Origin of the sequence: Pseudoduganella chitinolytica, assembly GCF_029028125.1 — a bacterium.
GTDB classification, from domain to species: Bacteria; Pseudomonadota; Gammaproteobacteria; order Burkholderiales; family Burkholderiaceae_D; genus Rugamonas; species Rugamonas chitinolytica.
The window spans coordinates 4,015,229-4,032,248 of record NZ_CP119083.1; the positions used below are offsets into that span (position 1 = coordinate 4,015,229).

17 protein-coding genes are annotated in these 17,020 nt (G+C 67.1%); 10 read left to right on the forward strand and 7 right to left on the reverse strand.

The features are described from left to right. Window positions 1-6: 6 nt before the first annotated feature. On the reverse strand, window positions 7-1,359 hold the full coding sequence (gene pmbA, locus PX653_RS17765; RefSeq protein WP_277414077.1) for a metalloprotease PmbA: 1,353 nt from the start codon (window positions 1,357-1,359) through the stop codon (window positions 7-9). Window positions 1,360-1,459: 100 nt separating this feature from the next. On the opposite strand from pmbA, the gene yjgA reads away from it, so the two are divergent. The 4 genes from yjgA (at window position 1,460) to PX653_RS17785 (ending at window position 3,775) form a co-directional block, all read left to right on the forward strand. Beyond that, on the forward strand, window positions 1,460-2,077 hold the full coding sequence (gene yjgA / locus PX653_RS17770; protein ID WP_277414078.1) for a ribosome biogenesis factor YjgA: 618 nt from the start codon (window positions 1,460-1,462) through the stop codon (window positions 2,075-2,077). Beyond that, window positions 2,067-2,699 carry a molybdopterin adenylyltransferase gene (mog, locus tag PX653_RS17775; RefSeq protein ID WP_277414079.1) on the forward strand — a complete coding sequence of 211 codons (633 nt, stop codon included), beginning with the start codon at window positions 2,067-2,069 and terminating at the stop codon, window positions 2,697-2,699. Before yjgA ends, mog begins: the two co-directional genes overlap by 11 nt. Before the next feature lie 22 nt (window positions 2,700-2,721). Beyond that, window positions 2,722-3,390: an alpha/beta hydrolase gene (locus PX653_RS17780; protein ID WP_277414080.1), complete on the forward strand. Its 669-nt coding sequence runs from the start codon at window positions 2,722-2,724 to the stop codon at window positions 3,388-3,390. A 142-nt stretch (window positions 3,391-3,532) separates the two neighbouring features. After that, window positions 3,533-3,775, forward strand: a complete 243-nt coding sequence (locus tag PX653_RS17785; protein WP_277414081.1) for a hypothetical protein — start codon at window positions 3,533-3,535, stop codon at window positions 3,773-3,775. A 242-nt stretch (window positions 3,776-4,017) separates the two neighbouring features. Here PX653_RS17785 and PX653_RS17790 read toward each other — a convergent pair whose 3' ends face one another. Then, on the reverse strand, window positions 4,018-4,572 hold the full coding sequence (locus tag PX653_RS17790; RefSeq protein ID WP_277414082.1) for a carboxymuconolactone decarboxylase family protein: 555 nt from the start codon (window positions 4,570-4,572) through the stop codon (window positions 4,018-4,020). A gap of 96 nt (window positions 4,573-4,668) precedes the next feature. Here PX653_RS17790 and PX653_RS17795 point away from each other — a divergent pair, with 96 nt between their 5' ends. Next, window positions 4,669-6,012, forward strand: coding sequence for an aspartate aminotransferase family protein (locus PX653_RS17795; protein WP_277414083.1), 1,344 nt, complete (start codon window positions 4,669-4,671; stop codon window positions 6,010-6,012). A 129-nt stretch (window positions 6,013-6,141) separates the two neighbouring features. On the opposite strand, the gene PX653_RS17800 is transcribed toward PX653_RS17795, so the two are convergent. The 4 genes from PX653_RS17800 to PX653_RS17815 form a co-directional block, all read right to left on the reverse strand. Beyond that, window positions 6,142-6,993, reverse strand: coding sequence for a fumarylacetoacetate hydrolase family protein (locus PX653_RS17800; RefSeq protein ID WP_277414084.1), 852 nt, complete (start codon window positions 6,991-6,993; stop codon window positions 6,142-6,144). A 110-nt stretch (window positions 6,994-7,103) separates the two neighbouring features. Beyond that, window positions 7,104-7,679 carry a serine acetyltransferase gene (locus tag PX653_RS17805; RefSeq protein WP_277414085.1) on the reverse strand — a complete coding sequence of 192 codons (576 nt, stop codon included), beginning with the start codon at window positions 7,677-7,679 and terminating at the stop codon, window positions 7,104-7,106. Window positions 7,680-7,768: 89 nt separating this feature from the next. Then, a complete protein-coding gene (locus PX653_RS17810) occupies window positions 7,769-9,055 on the reverse strand; it encodes an MFS transporter (protein WP_277414086.1) in 1,287 nt (428 codons plus the stop codon). A 3-nt stretch (window positions 9,056-9,058) separates the two neighbouring features. Continuing rightward, window positions 9,059-10,441, reverse strand: coding sequence for a KamA family radical SAM protein (locus PX653_RS17815; RefSeq protein WP_277414087.1), 1,383 nt, complete (start codon window positions 10,439-10,441; stop codon window positions 9,059-9,061). Between the two features lie 189 nt (window positions 10,442-10,630). On the opposite strand from PX653_RS17815, the gene PX653_RS17820 reads away from it, so the two are divergent. Both PX653_RS17820 and PX653_RS17825 read left to right on the forward strand, forming a co-directional pair. Continuing rightward, the gene (locus PX653_RS17820) at window positions 10,631-11,083 is read left to right on the forward strand and encodes a cache domain-containing protein (RefSeq protein WP_277414088.1); all 453 of its coding nucleotides are present in this window, start codon (window positions 10,631-10,633) and stop codon (window positions 11,081-11,083) included. Window positions 11,084-11,155: 72 nt separating this feature from the next. After that, window positions 11,156-12,853 (forward strand): methyl-accepting chemotaxis protein, encoded by a 1,698-nt coding sequence (locus tag PX653_RS17825; protein WP_277414089.1) that lies wholly within the window; start codon window positions 11,156-11,158, stop codon window positions 12,851-12,853. Here PX653_RS17825 and PX653_RS17830 read toward each other — a convergent pair. Continuing rightward, on the reverse strand, window positions 12,834-13,412 hold the full coding sequence (locus PX653_RS17830; protein ID WP_277414090.1) for a DNA-3-methyladenine glycosylase: 579 nt from the start codon (window positions 13,410-13,412) through the stop codon (window positions 12,834-12,836). The two genes, PX653_RS17825 and PX653_RS17830, sit on opposite strands and share 20 nt — an antisense overlap. Before the next feature lie 217 nt (window positions 13,413-13,629). Here PX653_RS17830 and PX653_RS17835 point away from each other — a divergent pair, with 217 nt between their 5' ends. From PX653_RS17835 to PX653_RS17845, 3 genes are all read left to right on the forward strand, one after another. Beyond that, entirely contained in the window at window positions 13,630-14,496 is an 867-nt protein-coding gene (locus PX653_RS17835) for an HDOD domain-containing protein (protein ID WP_277414091.1), read from the forward strand. 66 nt (window positions 14,497-14,562) lie between these two features. Further along, window positions 14,563-15,720 carry a DUF2863 family protein gene (locus PX653_RS17840; RefSeq protein ID WP_277414092.1) on the forward strand — a complete coding sequence of 386 codons (1,158 nt, stop codon included), beginning with the start codon at window positions 14,563-14,565 and terminating at the stop codon, window positions 15,718-15,720. Window positions 15,721-15,800: 80 nt separating this feature from the next. Continuing rightward, window positions 15,801-16,958, forward strand: a complete 1,158-nt coding sequence (locus PX653_RS17845) for a tetratricopeptide repeat protein (RefSeq protein WP_277414093.1) — start codon at window positions 15,801-15,803, stop codon at window positions 16,956-16,958. Window positions 16,959-17,020: the final 62 nt, after the last annotated feature.

Sequence of the window (17,020 nt, forward strand, 5' to 3'; positions counted from 1 at the left end):
TGCCGGTCAATTCCCCGCAACGACCATCTTCTCGATCAGGATCGAGCCGGTCTGCTTGGTGCCGCGCACCAGCACGTCGTTGCCGATGCCGACGATCTGCTGGAACATCTCCTTCATGTTGCCGGCGATCGTGATTTCCTCGACCGGGTACTGGATGATGCCGTTCTCGACCCAGTAGCCCGACGCGCCGCGCGAATAGTCGCCGGTGACGTAGTTGGTGCCCTGCCCCATCAGCTCCGTGACCAGGAGGCCCGTGCCCATCTTCTTCAGCATGCCGGCGAAGTCGTCGCCCGCTTGCGTCAGTTTCGACGTCAGCGACAGGTTGTGCGAGCCGCCCGCGTTGCCCGTCGTCTGCATGCCCAGCTTGCGGGCCGAGTAGGTGGACAGGAAGTAGCCCTGCAGCACGCCATCCTTGACGACATCGCGGTACTGCGTGCGCACGCCCTCCTCGTCGAACGGCGCGGAACCGATGCCGCCGACGACGTGCGGGTCTTCCGTCACGTTGATATGGTCCGGGAACACGGCCTTGCCCAGCGTATCGAGCAGGAACGTGGACTTGCGGTACAGCGCGCCGCCCGACGTGGCTTGCACGAACGCGCCCAGGATGCCGGCGGCCAGCGGCGCCTCGAACAGCACGGGACACGTGCGGGTGGTCATCTGGCGCGCGTGCAGCCGGGCCAGCGCGCGCTCGGCGGCGTAGCGGCCGATGGCTTCCGGCGTGGCCAGTTTCTTCGGATCGCGCACGGAGCTGTACCAGTCGTCGCGCTGCATGTGCGCACCCTTGCCCGCGATCGGCGTGGCGGAGATGGTGTGGCGCGAATAGGGGTAGCCGCCCATGAAGCCGCGCGAGTTGGCCGACACGAAGTGCGACTGCTGCACATGCACGCCGGCGCCTTCGCTGTTGGTGATGCGCGGGTCGACGGCAAACGCGGCCGCCTCGGCACGCTGGGCCAGCACGACCGCTTCTTCCGTGGTGATGGGCCACGGGTAGAACAGCTCCAGGTCGCGCGGGTTCTTCTCCAGCAGCTCTTCCTCGGCCAGGCCGGCACAGTCGTCGTCCGCCGTGAAGCGCGCGATGTTGTAGGCCGCCTCCACGGTGGCCCGCAGCGACGCGGCAGAGAAGTCCGACGTGGAGGCGTTGCCGCGCTTCTTGCCGACGAACACCGTCACGCCCAGCCCCTTGTCCTTGTTCTGCTCGATCGTCTCGATCTTGCTCTTGCGAACCGACACCGACAACCCGCTACCTTCGCTGATCTCGACGGCGGCATCGGTGCCGCCCTTCTCGCGTGCGTAGGCCAGAACGTCCTGCGCAAGCTGTTTCAACTGGTCCTGGCTGTGGGTGAAGTGGGATTCGCTCATAGGGTGTTTTGGTGGGCTAAGCGTTAAAACGGTTATCATAGCAGCCGTTTACCGTTTTTACAGGCGTGCTTTCGTGGCGCGCCTTCTTACTTTCCTTATCATGCCAAATCCAAACCGGGGCTCCGTCGGCTTCCAGTCTTCCGAATTCGAAGAGAAATACGACCGCCCATCCAAAACCGAACTCAAACGCCAGTCCGACGCGTTGCAGGACCTGGGTCACGAGCTGGTGGACCAGCCACGCGACCGCGTCAAGCGCGTGCCGATGCCGGAGGACGTCCGGGATGCGATTCTGGAGTGCCAGAATATCAAGAACCACGAGGGCCGCCGCCGCCAGCTTCAGTTCGTCGGCAAGAAGATGCGTACCCTGTCGGAAGAGGAAATAGCCATCATCCAGCGCACCATCGAAGGCTGGAAAGGCGCATCGAAGGCCGATACGGCCGCGCTGCACGCACTGGAACGCCGCCGCGAGAAGCTGCTGGCGGACGACCAGGCGCTGACCGTGCTGCTGGCCGAGCACCCGGAACTGGACGTGCAGCACCTGCGCACGCTGATCCGCAATGCCCGCAAGGAGCAGGCCGAGAACAAGCCGCCGAAGGCCTACCGCGAGATCTTCCAGATCCTCAAGGAGCTGGACGCCAAGGCACGGGGCGCCGCCAAGGCCGCTGCCGCCGAGGGCGACGAGGGTGGGGACGACGACGAGGAAGGCGATGACGAGTAACGCCGTCGACAACGTCGACCTGGTCATCGGCCTGGTCTCCATCTCCGACCGCGCCAGCGGCGGCGTCTACCAGGACCAGGGCATCCCGGCCCTGGAAGACTGGCTGAAAAGCGCCATCACGACGGCCTACCGCGTGGAGACGCGCCTGATCCCGGACGAGCGCGCCACCATCGAAGCCACGCTGGTGGAGCTGGCCGACACGGTCGGCTGCCACCTCGTGCTGACGACAGGCGGTACCGGCCCGGCCCGGCGCGACGTCACGCCGGAAGCGACGCTGGCCGTGGCCACCAAGGAAATGCCGGGCTTCGGCGAGCAGATGCGCCAGATCAGCCTGCGCTTCGTGCCGACGGCGATCCTGTCGCGCCAGGTGGCGGTCATTCGCGAGTCGGCGCAGCACGCCTGCCTGATCATGAACCTGCCGGGCCAGCCGAAGTCCATCAAGGAGACGCTGGAAGGCGTCAAGGATGCGGACGGCAAGCAGGTCGTGGCCGGCATCTTTGCCGCCGTGCCCTACTGTATCGACCTGATCGGCGGCCCCTACATCGAAACCGATCCGGCGGTGTGCCAGGCGTTCCGGCCGAAATCGGCCGTGCGGCCCGCGCCCGCCCCGTTGAAAATCTAGGAATCAAGGACCCAAGGAACCCATGAGCGACGTGTTGCAAAGCATCGAGGTCAGCACCTCGGACCACCCGGAAATCGCCGTCATCGTGTTGCATGGCCTGGGCGCCGACGGCAACGACTTCGTCCCCATCGTGCAGGAGCTGGACCTGAAGGGACTGCCCGGCATCCGCTTCATCTTCCCCCATGCCAATACGATGCCCGTGTCGATCAACGGCGGCTACGTCATGCGCGCCTGGTACGACATCGTCCATACGGACCTGGGCCGGCAGGAAGACGAGAAGGGCCTGCGTGCATCGCAGCTGCTGGTCGAGGCGCTGATCGCGCGCGAAAAGGCGCGCGGCATCAAGGCGCATCGTATCGTGCTGGCCGGCTTCTCCCAAGGGTGCGCGATGACGCTGCAGACGGGCCTGCGCCATCCGGAAAAGCTGGGCGGGCTGCTGTGCCTGTCCGGCTACGTGCCGCTGGCCGACAAGGTCGCCGCCGAGCGCAGCGAAGCATCGAAGCAGGTGCCGATCTTCCTCGTGCACGGCCGCATGGATCCCGTCATCCCCGTGCAGCGTGCCATCGCGTCGCGCGACCTGCTGCTGGCGCTGGGCTACCAGGTCGAGTGGCACGAGTATCCGATGCAGCATTCCGTGTGCCAGGAAGAGATCGTGCACATGGGCGCGTGGCTGCGCAAAGTGCTGGGCTGACCGTCGCGCCAGCCCGTCTTGCGGCCGCCACTGCGGCCGCGCGCCTGTTGTCGCAACACAGAGATTGCGCCGTACGCGCCGGATTCCGGCACATTGGCGTGCTATATTGTTTGGATCATTCCAAAGTTTCGAGGGAGTCCTTATGGAAGTTCGACTGAATGTAGATGACGATTTTCTGCGTAACATTCAGGACACCATCGGCGGTCCCGTCAAGGCAGCGGATGTCTTGCGCGACGCGTTGACCTTGCTGAACTGGGCTGTCGCCGAGGCCGCCAGCGGTCGCGTGGTGCTCAGCGCCACCAACACCGGCAAGGACCTGCACCGGCTCGTGATGCCCACGCTAAGCAAGATCGAGACGCGGGCCAGGCAGTCCGTCGAGGCCTGAGCCAAAGTCCGACTTGCAGCGCCAGCGCTGCCATCGTCCGGTACGCCGGCACTGAAGTCCGCCGCACCGAAGTCTGCCGCACGTAGTACGCCGTCTCTCGTACGCTATCGCTCGTACGCTATCGCTCGTACGCTATCGTTCGTACGCGTCTCTCGTACGCTATTCTCTCGTACGCCGTCGTTCCTCTGCCGCACTTCGTTCGCCTTACCCCGTTCGCCGCCAGGGCGAGCCCGCAGGCTGCTTCAGTCAGGCAGCGGCGCCGCCGTGGAAGGTGGCACGGCCGATTGCGCCGCGTTCATCACCATCGCGAGGAACGTGTAGTAGCCGTTCAATCCCATCAGGTCCGTCACGCCGTGTTCGCCGAACAAGGCCAGCGCCGCCGCATATGTCCCATCCGTTACCCGCTTGTCCCGCTGCAGCTCGTGGCAGAAGTCGAACACCGCCTGCTCGTCCGGCGCCAGGCCGGCCGGCACGTCGTGCCGGGCGATGGCGTCGATGACGTCCTGCCCAATGCCCGACTGCGCCGCGATGGGCGCATGGATCGCCCACTCCACCTGCTGGTTCCAGTGCCGCGCCGTGACGAGGATCGCCAGCTCGGACAGCCGTGTGCCCAGCGCGCTGCGGTAACGCAGGTACTCGCCCATCCGCTGTGCCGCCGCCATCAGCTCCGGGCTGCGCAACAGCGGCACGAACGGGCCGTACAGGGCGCCCCGGGGACCGTCGATGACGGCTTGCGCGGCGGCGCGCTGGGCGGGTGTCATGGCGTCGAAAGGAATGGGGCCGAGGCGATCTGTCATGTCGGAAATATTCGCACAGGGTAAGGCAAAAATCAAAGCGCACGCACATGACGCGGGCTAAGGTCGTTCCTTTACCCACCCTGCCGCGAGGAGACCATGACCCAGCTCATCCACCGCAACCTGCGGGTTGCACCACCCACCGCCGTCTGCGCGTTCGGCATGTACGTGCGCGACGGCGACGGCAACACGTACCTGGACGCCAGCGGCGGCGCCGCCGTGTCGTCGCTGGGCCACAGCCACCCGGACGTACTGGCCGCCATCGGCTCGCAGCTGAAGACGACGGCGTACGCCCACTCGGCCTTCTTCACGACCGACGTGGCAGAGGAGCTGGCGGCCCGCCTGGCCGACGGCGCGCCGGGCGACCTGAATCACGTCTACCTCGTCTCCGGCGGCTCCGAGGCCATCGAGACAGCGCTGAAGCTGGCCCGCCAGTATTTCGTCGAGCACGGCGAACCGCAGCGGCGCGTCTTCATCGCGCGGCGCCAGAGCTACCACGGCAACACGCTGGGGGCGCTGGCGTTGGGCGGCAACGAGTGGCGCCGCAAGCCGTTCGAGCCGCTGTTGATGGACGTTGCGCGCGTATCGCCCTGCTACGAGTACCGCGAGCGCCCGGCCGCGCAGGACGTGCACGACTACACGGCCGGCCTGCTCGTCGAGCTGGAACACAAGATCCTGGACGTGGGCCCCCAGAACGTGATCGGCTTCTGCGCCGAACCGGTGGTGGGCGCGACCCTGGGCGCGGTGGCCGCCACGCCGGGCTACTTCAAGGGCGTGCGCGCGTTGTGCGACAAGTACGGCATCCTGTTCATCGCCGACGAAGTCATGTGCGGCATGGGCCGGACCGGTACGCTGTACGCGATCGAGCAGGAAGGCGTGGTGCCGGACATCGTCGCGCTGGGCAAGGGCCTGGCCGCGGGCTACCAGCCGGTGGGCGCCGTGCTGGCACGCGATCACATCGTGGACCGCTTACGCAGCGGCAGCGGCGTGTTCCAGCACGGGCACACGTACAACGCGCACCCGGTGGCCGCCGCCGCCGCGCTGGCCGTGCAGAAGGTGATCCAGCGCGATGCCCTGCTGGGCGCCGTCACCGTGCGCGGCGCCGCGCTGCGGCGCATGCTGCGCGACGCGTTCGGCACGCACCCGCACGTGGGCGACATCCGCGGCCGTGGCCTGTTCCTGGGACTGGAGCTGGTGCAGGACCGCGAGACCAGGCGGCCGTTCGATCCCGACCTGAAACTGCACGCGGCCGTGAAGGCCAAGGCGATGGAGTGCGGGCTGATGGTGTATCCGATGGGTGGCACCGTGGACGGCCGGCGTGGCGACCATGTCCTGCTGGCGCCGCCGTTCATCGCGACCGATGCGGACCTGGGACAGATCGTGGCGCGGCTGGCGGAGGCGCTGGGACGGGCGCTGGCGGCAGTGCGGCCGGCGGGCCAGTAAATGCTTGGGGTCTGTCCCTGCGGGACTGACCCCGGTTTCCCTTGACGGGACAAAAGCAGCCGATGAAGTGCGGGTGACAGACACCTGTTTCGAAAAAAGCGCTCGAAACAGGTGTCAGTCACCGAATCATCAGTACTGCTGGAACCCGATCACTTCCTGCTGCTGCTCGCCCAGGCCGGCGATGCCCAGGCGCAGGAAGTCGCCCTTCTTCAGGAAGCGCTTCGGCGTGCGGGCCATGCCCACGCCTGGCGGCGTGCCGGTGGCGATGATGTCGCCGGGCTCCAGCGTCATGAATTGCGACAGGTAGCTGACCAGCTGCGGTACCTTGAAGATCATCGTCGCGGTGCTGCCGGTCTGCATGCGCTTGCCGTTCAGTTCCAGGTACAGGTCCAGGTCGTTGACGTCCCACACCTCGTCGCGCGTGACGAGCCATGGACCGACGGGGCCGAAGGTGTCGCAGCCCTTGCCCTTGTCCCACTGGGGACCGCGTTCCAGCTGGTACTCGCGTTCCGACACGTCGTTGACGACGCAGTAGCCGGCGATGTACTGCTCCGCATCGGCCTCGCTGACGTGGCGCGCACGTGTGCCGATGACGACACCCAGCTCCACTTCCCAGTCCGTTTTCTTCGAGCCCTTCGGCAGCATGACGTCGTCGTCCGGCCCGGACAGGCTGGTGATCGCCTTCATGAAGACGATCGGCTCCTGCGGGATCGGCAGGCCTGCTTCGGCGGCATGGTCGGCGTAATTGAGGCCGATGCCGATGAACTTGCCGACGCCGGCGACGGGCACGCCGAACCGGGGATTGCCGCGCACCAGCGGCAGCGACTCGGGCGCGATCTTCGCCAGCTTGCGCAGCGCCTTGTCCGACAGGTTCGCGCCGCCGATGTCGCCGATCACGCCGGACAGGTCACGCAGCTTGCCTTCTTCATCGATCAGGCCAGGCTTCTCCTTGCCCATGCGGCCGTAACGAACCAGTTTCATTCTTTCTCCTGCTTTCACTGCATCTGTCAAAACGCAGATTCTACAGTGTTCCGCGCGACGCCCCTCCGGCACGCACTGGAGCAGGTGGCGACGGCGGCGTTAACGCGCAGTCAGAATTGCTTGTTCAGGCGTGCCAGGACGCCGTCGTCGGTGACGGGGTTCCAGCGTGCATCCTCCCAGTAGACCCAGCGGCCCTGGAAGCTGTAGAAGCGGTTGTCCTGTGGCGTCTCGCGCTGGATGATCTCCGACGGACTGCTGACGACGACGCTGTTGGCGGGAACATCCTTGTAGACCAGCGCATTCGCGCCGACCCGCACGTTGTCGCCCACGCGGACATTGCCGACGATTTTCGCGCCCGCGCCGATGTAGCAGTTATCGCCGATCACCGGCGCACCTGCGCCTTTCGAATCGGCCAGCGTGTTCGAACCGATGGTCACCTGCTGGAAGATGACGCAGTTCTTGCCGATCTTGGCCCCGCCGGAAATAAAGATGCTCTTGGGCCCGTGCGGGAAAAACGGCTCCCCCGCAAATTGGGCATTCCAGGCGATGGAACTGTTGTTCTCGTATTGGTACAAGCCGTAAAGATTGACCAGCACCTTCTTCACGAAGGGACGCCGGGTCGTGACACAGCGTTCCTTCAGTTTCCATGCCGAGCCAAACGGCGCGACGAGCAATCTTGCGAGCATTACGCTCCCCCTGTCCGCGACGCGTAAGTTAAACATATTGCAAGAATACCGTATTGACTGTACAGGAGCAAGGCGGCGCCCGCCGCCGTTCACGGGACTTCGGGCACCGGACCGGCCAGCGCCGCCCTGCGGCGGCGCCACGCGAACCACGCCAGGCCAGGCAATTGCAGCAGCACGAGCACGCCGAATGCGGCCTGCCAGGCGACGGCCGGATAGTGGTGTGCGGCATCCGGCTGCCACAGTCCCAGGACCTGGCCGAAGCCGGCCTGCACGACAAACGCGCCGGAAAAGATCAGCAGGTTCAGGCAGGTGGATGCACGGCCCGTCAACGCCGGCGGCATCGCCTGCGCGACGATGGCGTATTCGATGCCGGTGATCGTCCCCACCAGCATGAACAGCACGGACAGCAGCGCCATGCCGGGTCGCCAGCCCAGCACGATGCCGACCTGCACGGCCACGAACAGCGCCACGCCGGCGGCGGCCACAGTGATCGCATCGATACCGCGCCGCGCCGCCCACTCCGTCACCATGCCGACCGAGATCGCGCCGAAGATGACGGCCGCCATGCCCAGGTACAGCAGCCACGCCACGCTCTGCTCCGGGAAGCGCCCCACCTCCGCGAGCCAGCGGCCGATCCACAAGCCCTGCACGCCGAAGAACACGGTATGCGGCACCAGCACCAGCCCGGCCGTCTCGCGGAAGGCGGGATGACGATAGACGTCCGCCAGCACTTTCCAATCGAGGCGCTTGCTGGCGATCGCCGGCGGCGTGGGCGCCAGCAGCAGGATCAGCAAGCCGATGGCGGCGCACGCCAGCGCCAGGAACACGAACAGCCAGCGCCAGTCGGCGAACTGCAGGAACAGGCGCACGGGCAGCGTGGCCGACGCGGCACCGAGCCCGCCGGCGGCGATCAGGTAGCCTTGCACCGAAGGCAACCGGGCCGGTGCCACCCACGTCGAGACGGCCTTCACGGCCGCCATGAAGCAGCCCGCAAAACCCAGCCCCATCAGCGTGCGCGCGACCAGCATCTGGCCGAACGTGCTGCCGCCGGCAAAGGCCAGCGTGCCGAAGGTCGCCAGCAGCAGCATGGCAAACTGCACGCGGCGCGGTCCGTAGCGGTCCAGTGCCAGGCCGACCGGCAACTGGGCCAACGCGAACGCGAGAAAGTACGCGCTCGTCAACAACCCCAGTTCGGCCGGGGTCAGCGCGGCCGCTCCCATCAGTTGCGGCGCCAGCAGCGCGTTCACCGTACGCAGCAGGCATGACAGGTAATGCCCCAGCGCGTACGGCACGAACACGAGGCACAGCACGGCAAGGCCGGACAGCTGGCCGGGCACGCGTTCGCGGCTGCGCCATACTGCGCTGGTGCCGCTCATGGCTCAGGCGGCGTTGCCGTGCACGGTGCAGCCTTCGCGCGCGGCGCCGATCGGAATGACCTTGCGCGGCGCCGGCGCCGCGTGCTGCGGCTGGTCGTCCGTCTCGAAGAAGAAGCGTTCCTGGCCGAAGGCGGGCTTGAGGTGATCGAGCCAGGTGGCAGCCGGGTCGTACTTCGCATAGAACGGCTTGCGCACCCAGTCCGGATTGCGCGCCTGCAGGAACTGCAGCGCGAACACTTTTTCGCCGGCGATGTCGGCCACGCCGTCGATGACGACCTTGCCGGGGAACGCGCTCATCGACGGTCCGCGTACCGTGCGCGCCAGGCCCGACACCATCTGGTAGGCCTGCTGGAAGATCTCGTGCGCGCGCGCCAGCGGCAGCTGGAAGTACTCGCGCGGCCCCGTGTCGCGCTCGACGAACATGTAGTACGGGATCGCGCCGAGGCGCACGCCCGTGCGCCACAGCTCCGCCCAGCTGTGCGGATCTTCGTTGATGTGGCGGATCAGCGGGCCCTGCATGCGCAAGGTGGCACCGGTACCGACGATGCGCTTGACGGCCTGCTGCGCGATGTCCTGGCGCAGCTCCACCGCGTGGTTATAGTGGCCCATGATGGCCATGTTCTTGCCGGCGGCGACAACCTTCTCGAACAGGCGCAGCAGGTCGTCCGCGTCGCGATCCGTGACGAAGCGCTGGGGCCAATACGCGACCGACTTGGTGCCGATGCGGATGTTCTGGATGTGTTCCAGCTCCGGCGCCAGCAGCGGCTCGATGAACTCCGCCAGCGAGCGCGTATTCATGATCATCGGATCGCCGCCCGTGATCAACACGTCCGTGACTTCCTTGTGGTTCTTCAGGTAGGCCACCAGCTCGCCCGTTTCCTTCGCATCGAACTTCATGTCCTCCATGCCGACGAACTGCGGCCAGCGGAAGCAGAACGTGCAGTAGGCGTGGCAGGTCTGGCCGGCGCTGGGGAAGAACAGCACCGTTTCGTTGTATTTGTGCTGCAGGCCGCGCAGCGGGGCATCGTTGACGCGGGGCACGTTGTGCGTCATCTGGCCGGCCGGATGGGGGTTCATGCGCATGCGGATCCGGTGCACGTAGGCGGCGATGGCCGCGTCGTCGTGCTTGACCATCACGAGGTCGCGCAAGGTGCGGTACTCGTCGATGGGCAGCATGTCGCGGTGCGGGAACGTCAGCCGGTAGATCGGATCGTCCGGCACGTTGCTCCAGTCGATCAGCTGCTCCATCACATATTCGTTGGTGCGAAACGGCATCACGTGCGACACCACCTGCACCGCTTCCTGCTGGTCCGGCGGTAACCACTGCCATTGGCGCGCCTGGCGGATGCTCTGGCGCGTGTAGGGCTTGAATTTCGGGTTCGACATTGCGTATCTCCTGACTGACGGGGGCTGGAAATATCACATCGTAGGCAACGGCGCTGGCTGCACGTTGCCACAACTCAATATCCGCACGGAAACGTCGCCCAGTTTGCGCTGGCTCAATTGCCTGCTGGCATCGGCCGCGTAAATTACTCATGGCAACTCCAAACAACCTCTTCATTCCAGGGACATTCCATGAAACACGCATTGATCGGCAGCCTGGCCTGCCTGGCGATGGCAAGCGCCTTCGCGACCACCGAGCCGACCGAGAAGGACGCCATCGCGATGGCCGAACGGGGCGCCGCCTACATGAAGGCGCACGGCAAGGAAGACTTGATGAAAAAGCTCTCCGCCAAGGACCCTGACTTCGTGCAGGGCGAGCTGTACGTCGACATGCGCGACCTCAAGACGGGGATCGTGCTGGCCCACCCCATCAACCCGTCCATCGTGGGCAAGGACCTGACGGACGTGCCGGACCCGAGCGGCAAGAAATACCGCCGCGAGATCATCGAGCTGGCCGCCAAGAGCGGCAAGGGCTGGGTCGACTACATGTACAAGAATCCCGTCAGCGGCAAGATCGAACCGAAGACCACCTACATCCTGCGGGTCGGCGACGTCGTGCTGGAAGCAGGCATCTACAAAAAATAAATCCCTTCCCGCGCCGGCCCGGCCGGCGCGGCAGTCTTCCTGCTTTGCAAAGAAACCACTGGCGGAGTCGTCATGCTGAACAAATTACGAATCGGACCCAAACTGCTGCTGGCGCCAGGCGTCGTGCTGATCCTGCTGGTGGCCATCACGGCCTGCGCCTGGTATGGCATGGTGCGCCAGAACGCGTCGATGGAGAATCTCGTGCAGGTGCGCGCCGCGCGCCTGAAGGCGGTGGCCGAGGTGGCGGGCGATGCCCGCTTCGCCCACGCCAACATCTACCAGCTGCTGGCCTGGGTCAACGGCAGCTTCGCCAAGAACCGCCTGGACGCGCTGACGACGCAGATCCACGATCGCCACCAGGCCATCGAGCGGCAGCTGCGCAAGCTGGCGCAGCTGTCCACGCCCGAGGAACGCACGCTGACCGATGCCTCCGTAGTGGCGCTCGCGGCCTATCGCAAGGGGGTGCTGGAGACCATCGAGATGGCGCAGATGGACCAGGCCATCGCCACCAACTCGATGCAGAAGGCGGAGGCGCAGTTCGTCCGCCTGGATGAAGCGCTTGGGCGCCAGGCGGCGCTGGAGAAGTCGCTCAGCGAGGCGGCCTACGCCGGCGCGGGCGCAGATTTTCGCCAGCTGGGCAAGACGATGACGGGCCTGTGCCTGCTGTCGGTCGCGCTGTCTTTGCTGGTGTCGATGCGGGTGCGTGCCGTGCTGCTGCGCGATATCCGGGCGATTGCCGACGTGGTGCGCAGCCTGGCGGCGGGCCGGCTGACCAGCGGCAGGGCCAACGATGGCCGGGACGAAATCGCGCAGACGGCACGGGTGCTGGACCGCAGCATCGCCAACCTGGGCGGCACGCTGCGCACGATCCGCGGCGCCGTGCAGTCGATCGACACGGCCGCGCATGAAATCGCCAGCGGCAACCTGGACCTGTCGAACCGCACGGAACGCCAGGCCGGCTCGCTGGAGGAGACGGCCAGCGCGATGGAACACCTGACGACCGCCGTGCGCCAGAACGCGGACAACGCACGCGAGGCCTGCCGGCTGGCCGCGACGGCGACGGACCTGGCGCAAAAAGGCGGCGATGCCGTCGCGCAGGCCGTGACGACGATGGAATCGATCCGCGCCAGCTCGCGCAAGATCGTCGAGATCATCGGCGTCATCGACGGCATCTCGTTCCAGACCAATATCCTGGCGTTGAACGCCGCCGTCGAGGCGGCCCGCGCGGGCGAACAGGGACGCGGCTTTGCCGTCGTCGCCTCCGAGGTGCGCACGCTGGCCCAGCGCTCGGCCGCCGCCGCGAAGGAAATCAAGGAACTGATTGCCGCGTCGGTCGCCACCATCGACGACGGCGCGGCCTCGGTCAGCCTGGCCGGCAGCAGCATGGGCGACATCGTCGGCTCCGTGCGGCAGGTCAACCACATCATCGAACGCATCAGCACCGCCAGCGCCGAACAGGCGCAAGGCATCGCGGAGGTCAACGCCGCCGTCGGCCAGATCGACGACGTGACGCAGCAGAACGCGGCACTGGTGGAGCAGGCGGCAGCGGCGGCGGAAAGCCTGCAGGACCAGGCGGTCAACCTGTCGCGGGCGGTGGCGGTATTCGAGTTCGATGCGGTGGCGACGCAAGGCCCCGCGGCAGCGGACGAGGAAGACAATGGCATCGTCGATGCCGAGCGGCGCGCGCCCGGCAGCCCGCTGCGCGCCTTGCCGCGCCAGCGGGCCGGCGATACCGGCCATGCTGTGCAACTCAGGTCACGGGCGTCCTGAATGGCTTGCTCAAGTGGGGCGAGCCGCGCAAGCCGAAGCGCCACGGCACGTCCATCGCCTTCGAGATGCCGATGCGCGGACCGGCCACGACGTCGACGTCGCCCGCGCGCGGCAGCAGTTCAAACGGCGCCGCCGCGAGCGACAGGCCGTTGTGCTCGCGCGTGACGGCCAGCGCCTGGCACACGCGGCCCGGGCCGGAACACAGCAGCTTCGCCTCCTCCAGCCCGCGCCGGGCGCGCATCGTGTCCAACCCGACGACGGGCTCGATGGCGCGGATCAGCACCCCGGCACCGTGGCCCGCCTCGCGGCAGACGAAATTGAGGCACCAGTGGATGCCATAGGAGCGGTAGACGTACGTATGCGCGGCCGGGCCGAACATCGACGCGTTGCGCAAGGTGGGGCCGGAAAAGGCATGCGAGGCGGGGTCCTCCCGGTCGTAGGCTTCCGTTTCGACGATGCGCCCGCCGATGCCGTCGACCAGCAGCGTGACGCCGATCAGCAGGCGGGCCACTTCCTCGGACGGTGCATCGAAATCAATTCCTGCCAGCAGAGTAGACATGGGCGGATTGTAGCGTGGCCCTGCCGTACAGCGCGCCCCGGTGGCCGGGAGCACCGGTTTCCTTTGCCAGCTTGGCAAGCATGGCTGTCATTTCGCCATCAAAAGCGCGCAGTTGCGCAAAAATAGACACAGAATTCGAAGATTTTTGCGTGCCGAAACACTCTTGCCGCAGCGAAACAGGCGATAATGTCGGCTACGCAGTTCCTGACAAGCCATCATGACAACAGCCGCCGCCCACGCCCCCGCCAAGGACTCCTCCGTCGAGGATGCCCTGCTGCGCTCGATCCGCATTCCGCCCCGTCCCAGCCTGCTGGTCGACCTGCAGCGCGAACTGGCGGATGAGGATCCGTCGCCGCGCCGCATCGCCCGCATCATCGGCAACGACGTCGGCATGTCCGGCGCGCTGCTGAAGCTGGCCAACTCGCCATTCTTCGGCGCCACGCGCAAGGCCAAGTCGGTCGAACAGGCGATCAATTTCCTCGGCATCAACCAGTGCGCGGCCCTGCTGACCGGGTTGCTGGCCCGCCAGGCCATCGACGGCAAGGACGGCGCCCTGAACCAGTTCTGGGACACGTCGGCACGGCGCGCCCAGGCCCTCGTGTTCATCTCGCGCCGGCTGCGCATCGCGCCACCGGACATTTCGCATACCTTCGGCCTGTTCTGCGACATCGGCGTGCCCTTGCTGCTGGACCGCTTCACCGACTACGCCGACACGCTGGCATTGGCATCCAACGACGGCGACCGTTCCTTTACCGCCATCGAGGACGACCGCCACGCCACCAACCACGCCGCGATCGGCTGCCTGCTGGCGCGCAACTGGGGACTGTCGCCGGACGTCTCGTGGGCGATCCTGCACCACCACGACTACGCCGTGCTGGACGACGAAGCCACCGACGACGCGATCCGCTCGCTGGTCGCCGCCTCCGTGCTGGCCGAGCGCGGCATCGCCCGCTACCACGGCAACGGCGCCTCGCTGGAGTGGGACAAGGGCGGCGAACCCGCCTGCCGCCACCTTGGCCTGGAAGTGGACGAGGCGGAAGACCTGCTCGACGAACTGCACGAAACCTTCCATATCGAGCACTGAACGGACGCAGAGGCACCTGCGTGCATCGGGTAGAATCGGCGCCACGATCCACCCGCCCAAGCTGCCATGCCCAAGAATAAACGCCCCGTCCCCCGCAAGTCCGCCCCGCCCGCCGAGGAAAAGGAAGAAGTGCTGATGGCCGCCCTGTGCGGCCTGGCGCTCGAACTGGCCGAGCGCGAGGAAGCGGACACGCTGGGCGACGAGCTGGCCCAGAAGGAACTCGAACTGGCGCGGCTGGTGCGCCGCTACCTGGCCCAGCACAAGGACGACATCCTGTATGGCGCCATCGACGTGGCCAGCCACGAGGACGTCGGCGCCTACCAGCTGCTGCGCGCCACCGTCGAGGAAGCCGCCGCCAGCGTCACGCTGCGCCGCGAAGGCGCCCCCGCCCAGGAAATCGACGCCTTTGCCATTCCCGTCTTCGTGCACAGCCAGGGCGGCCTGGTCGAAGCCGAAGGCTTCCAGGACGAGGAAGCCTACGACGCCCTGCTGGCCAGCCTGCGCAGCGCCGGCCTGGAAAGCGAACGGGCCAAGCTGGTCATCGTGCGCCATGCCTACGATGCCGCCGAGGCCAGCCGCATCACCTACAGCCAGTTGCACACGATGGCGCGCGAGGCGGCCAGCGCCCTCACCGACAAGAAAGTCTCCGAAGCCCCGGCCCTGCAGCGCAGCATCGCCGGCTGGTCCGGCGCCACGTTCGGCACCGCCGACGAAGCCGTCGAGCTGCGCTTCCTGGTGGGCTTCTCGCTCAAGCGCGCCGACGATCCGTTCTATGCCGTGCCGGAAGACGAAGCGGGCGCCGAAGCCTGGTTCGACGCGCGCATGGCGCGCTACCGCCAGTGGACGGAAGATGCCGCGCCGCTGGTGGCGCGCTGCCTGGCGCCGCGCGAACGCGGCCTGCGCCTGAATTTCCTCTACCAGGACCTGTTCTTCGGCGCGCGCCAGCAGGGCATGGCGGAACAGGCCATGCTGGCGCTGATGGCGACCCTGGGCCAGGCCCTGGCCGCGCATGGGGGACCTGCCACGGCCGTCATCGCCCCGGCCGACGTCGGCGGCGAGATGGTGCTGCGCGTGCAGCTCAAGGCTGGCGACCGGCTGCTCGCCAGCGGCGACCGCCCGTTCGATCTCGGCAGCGACCTGCAGGTCGAGGTGGACGACGTGCGCGACGCCCTGGCCACGCTGGGCATTAGCGACGTCACGGTCGTCGAGCGCCACGCCGGCTGATTTGCTGCGCCAGCACATGGCCGGGCTTTGACACGCCCACCGCCCCGGCGGATACTGGCCGCATCCACCTGGAGGTGACGATGCGGCGGCTGGTGCTGGTGTTCCTTGCTGTCTTGCTGAGCGCCTGCGCCGACCTGCGCAGGGCGCAAGCGCCCGCACACCTGTTCGACGACAGCCTGTTCCGCGCCCCCCGCCAGGTGCTGGACGCGGCCGCCATCCACGCGCCGTCGCCGGCCATGCAGGCCTACGCGGCCGAGGTGCGGCGCAACCGGCACGGCAACGAAGCGCGGCAGGCGCTGGTCGATGCGCTGTACCGGCGCGACGACCTGAAGCTCGACTACGATGCCGCCGTCACCCGCACGGCCGCCGAGGCCTTCGCGGCGCGACACGGCAACTGCCTGTCGCTCGTCATCATGACGGCCGCGCTGGCCGAGGAGGCCGGCATTCCCGTCGTGTTCCAGAGCGTGCCGACGGCCGATGCGTGGACCCGCACCGGCAGCCTGTATTTCAACGTGGGCCACGTCAATCTGCTGCTGAGGCGCAAGTCCGGCGACACGGTACCGCTGTACGACCCGGAGGTGTGGCAACTGGTGGACTTCATGCCGCCGGACGCGGCCAGCCTGCGCCGCGCCGAACGCATCGACCGCGCCACCGTCACCGCCATGTTCATGAACAACCGCGCCGCCGAGGCACTGGCGCGGGGCGACGTGGACGACGCTTACTGGTGGACCAGGAATGCCATCGGGGCGGCCCCGGGCCTGCTGCATGCGTACAACACGCTGGCCATCGTCTACCAGCGCCACGGCAACCACGCGCTGGCCGAGGCGGCGCTGCGCCATGCGCTGGACCGGGAGCCGGACAACACGATGATGCTGTCGAACCTCGTGCAATTGCTGCAGGCGGCGGGCCGGCCCGGCGATGCGGCGCCCGTGCAGGCGCGCCTGGCGCTGCTGCAGGCGGCGCAGCCGGTGCCGTTCCACGATTTCGACCTGGGCCGGCAAGCCATGGCGGCGGGCGACTACGTGCGGGCACGGCGCCTGTTCGAGCGGGAACTGCGGCGCGATCCGCATCACGCCGAGTTCCATTTCTGGCTGGCGCAGGCGGCGGCGCAGCTGGGCGACCTGCGCGCGGCCGACGAACACCTGCGCCGGGCACTGGCGGGCAGCACGACCAGCACAGACCGCGACCTCTACTCGGCCAAGCTGGAGCGGCTGCGCGCCGCTACGCGGACGCGCTGAACGTTATCAAACCTTCTTTCAATCTCGGCTACACTGGCGGCTTGCCCATCTACCCAAGCCCA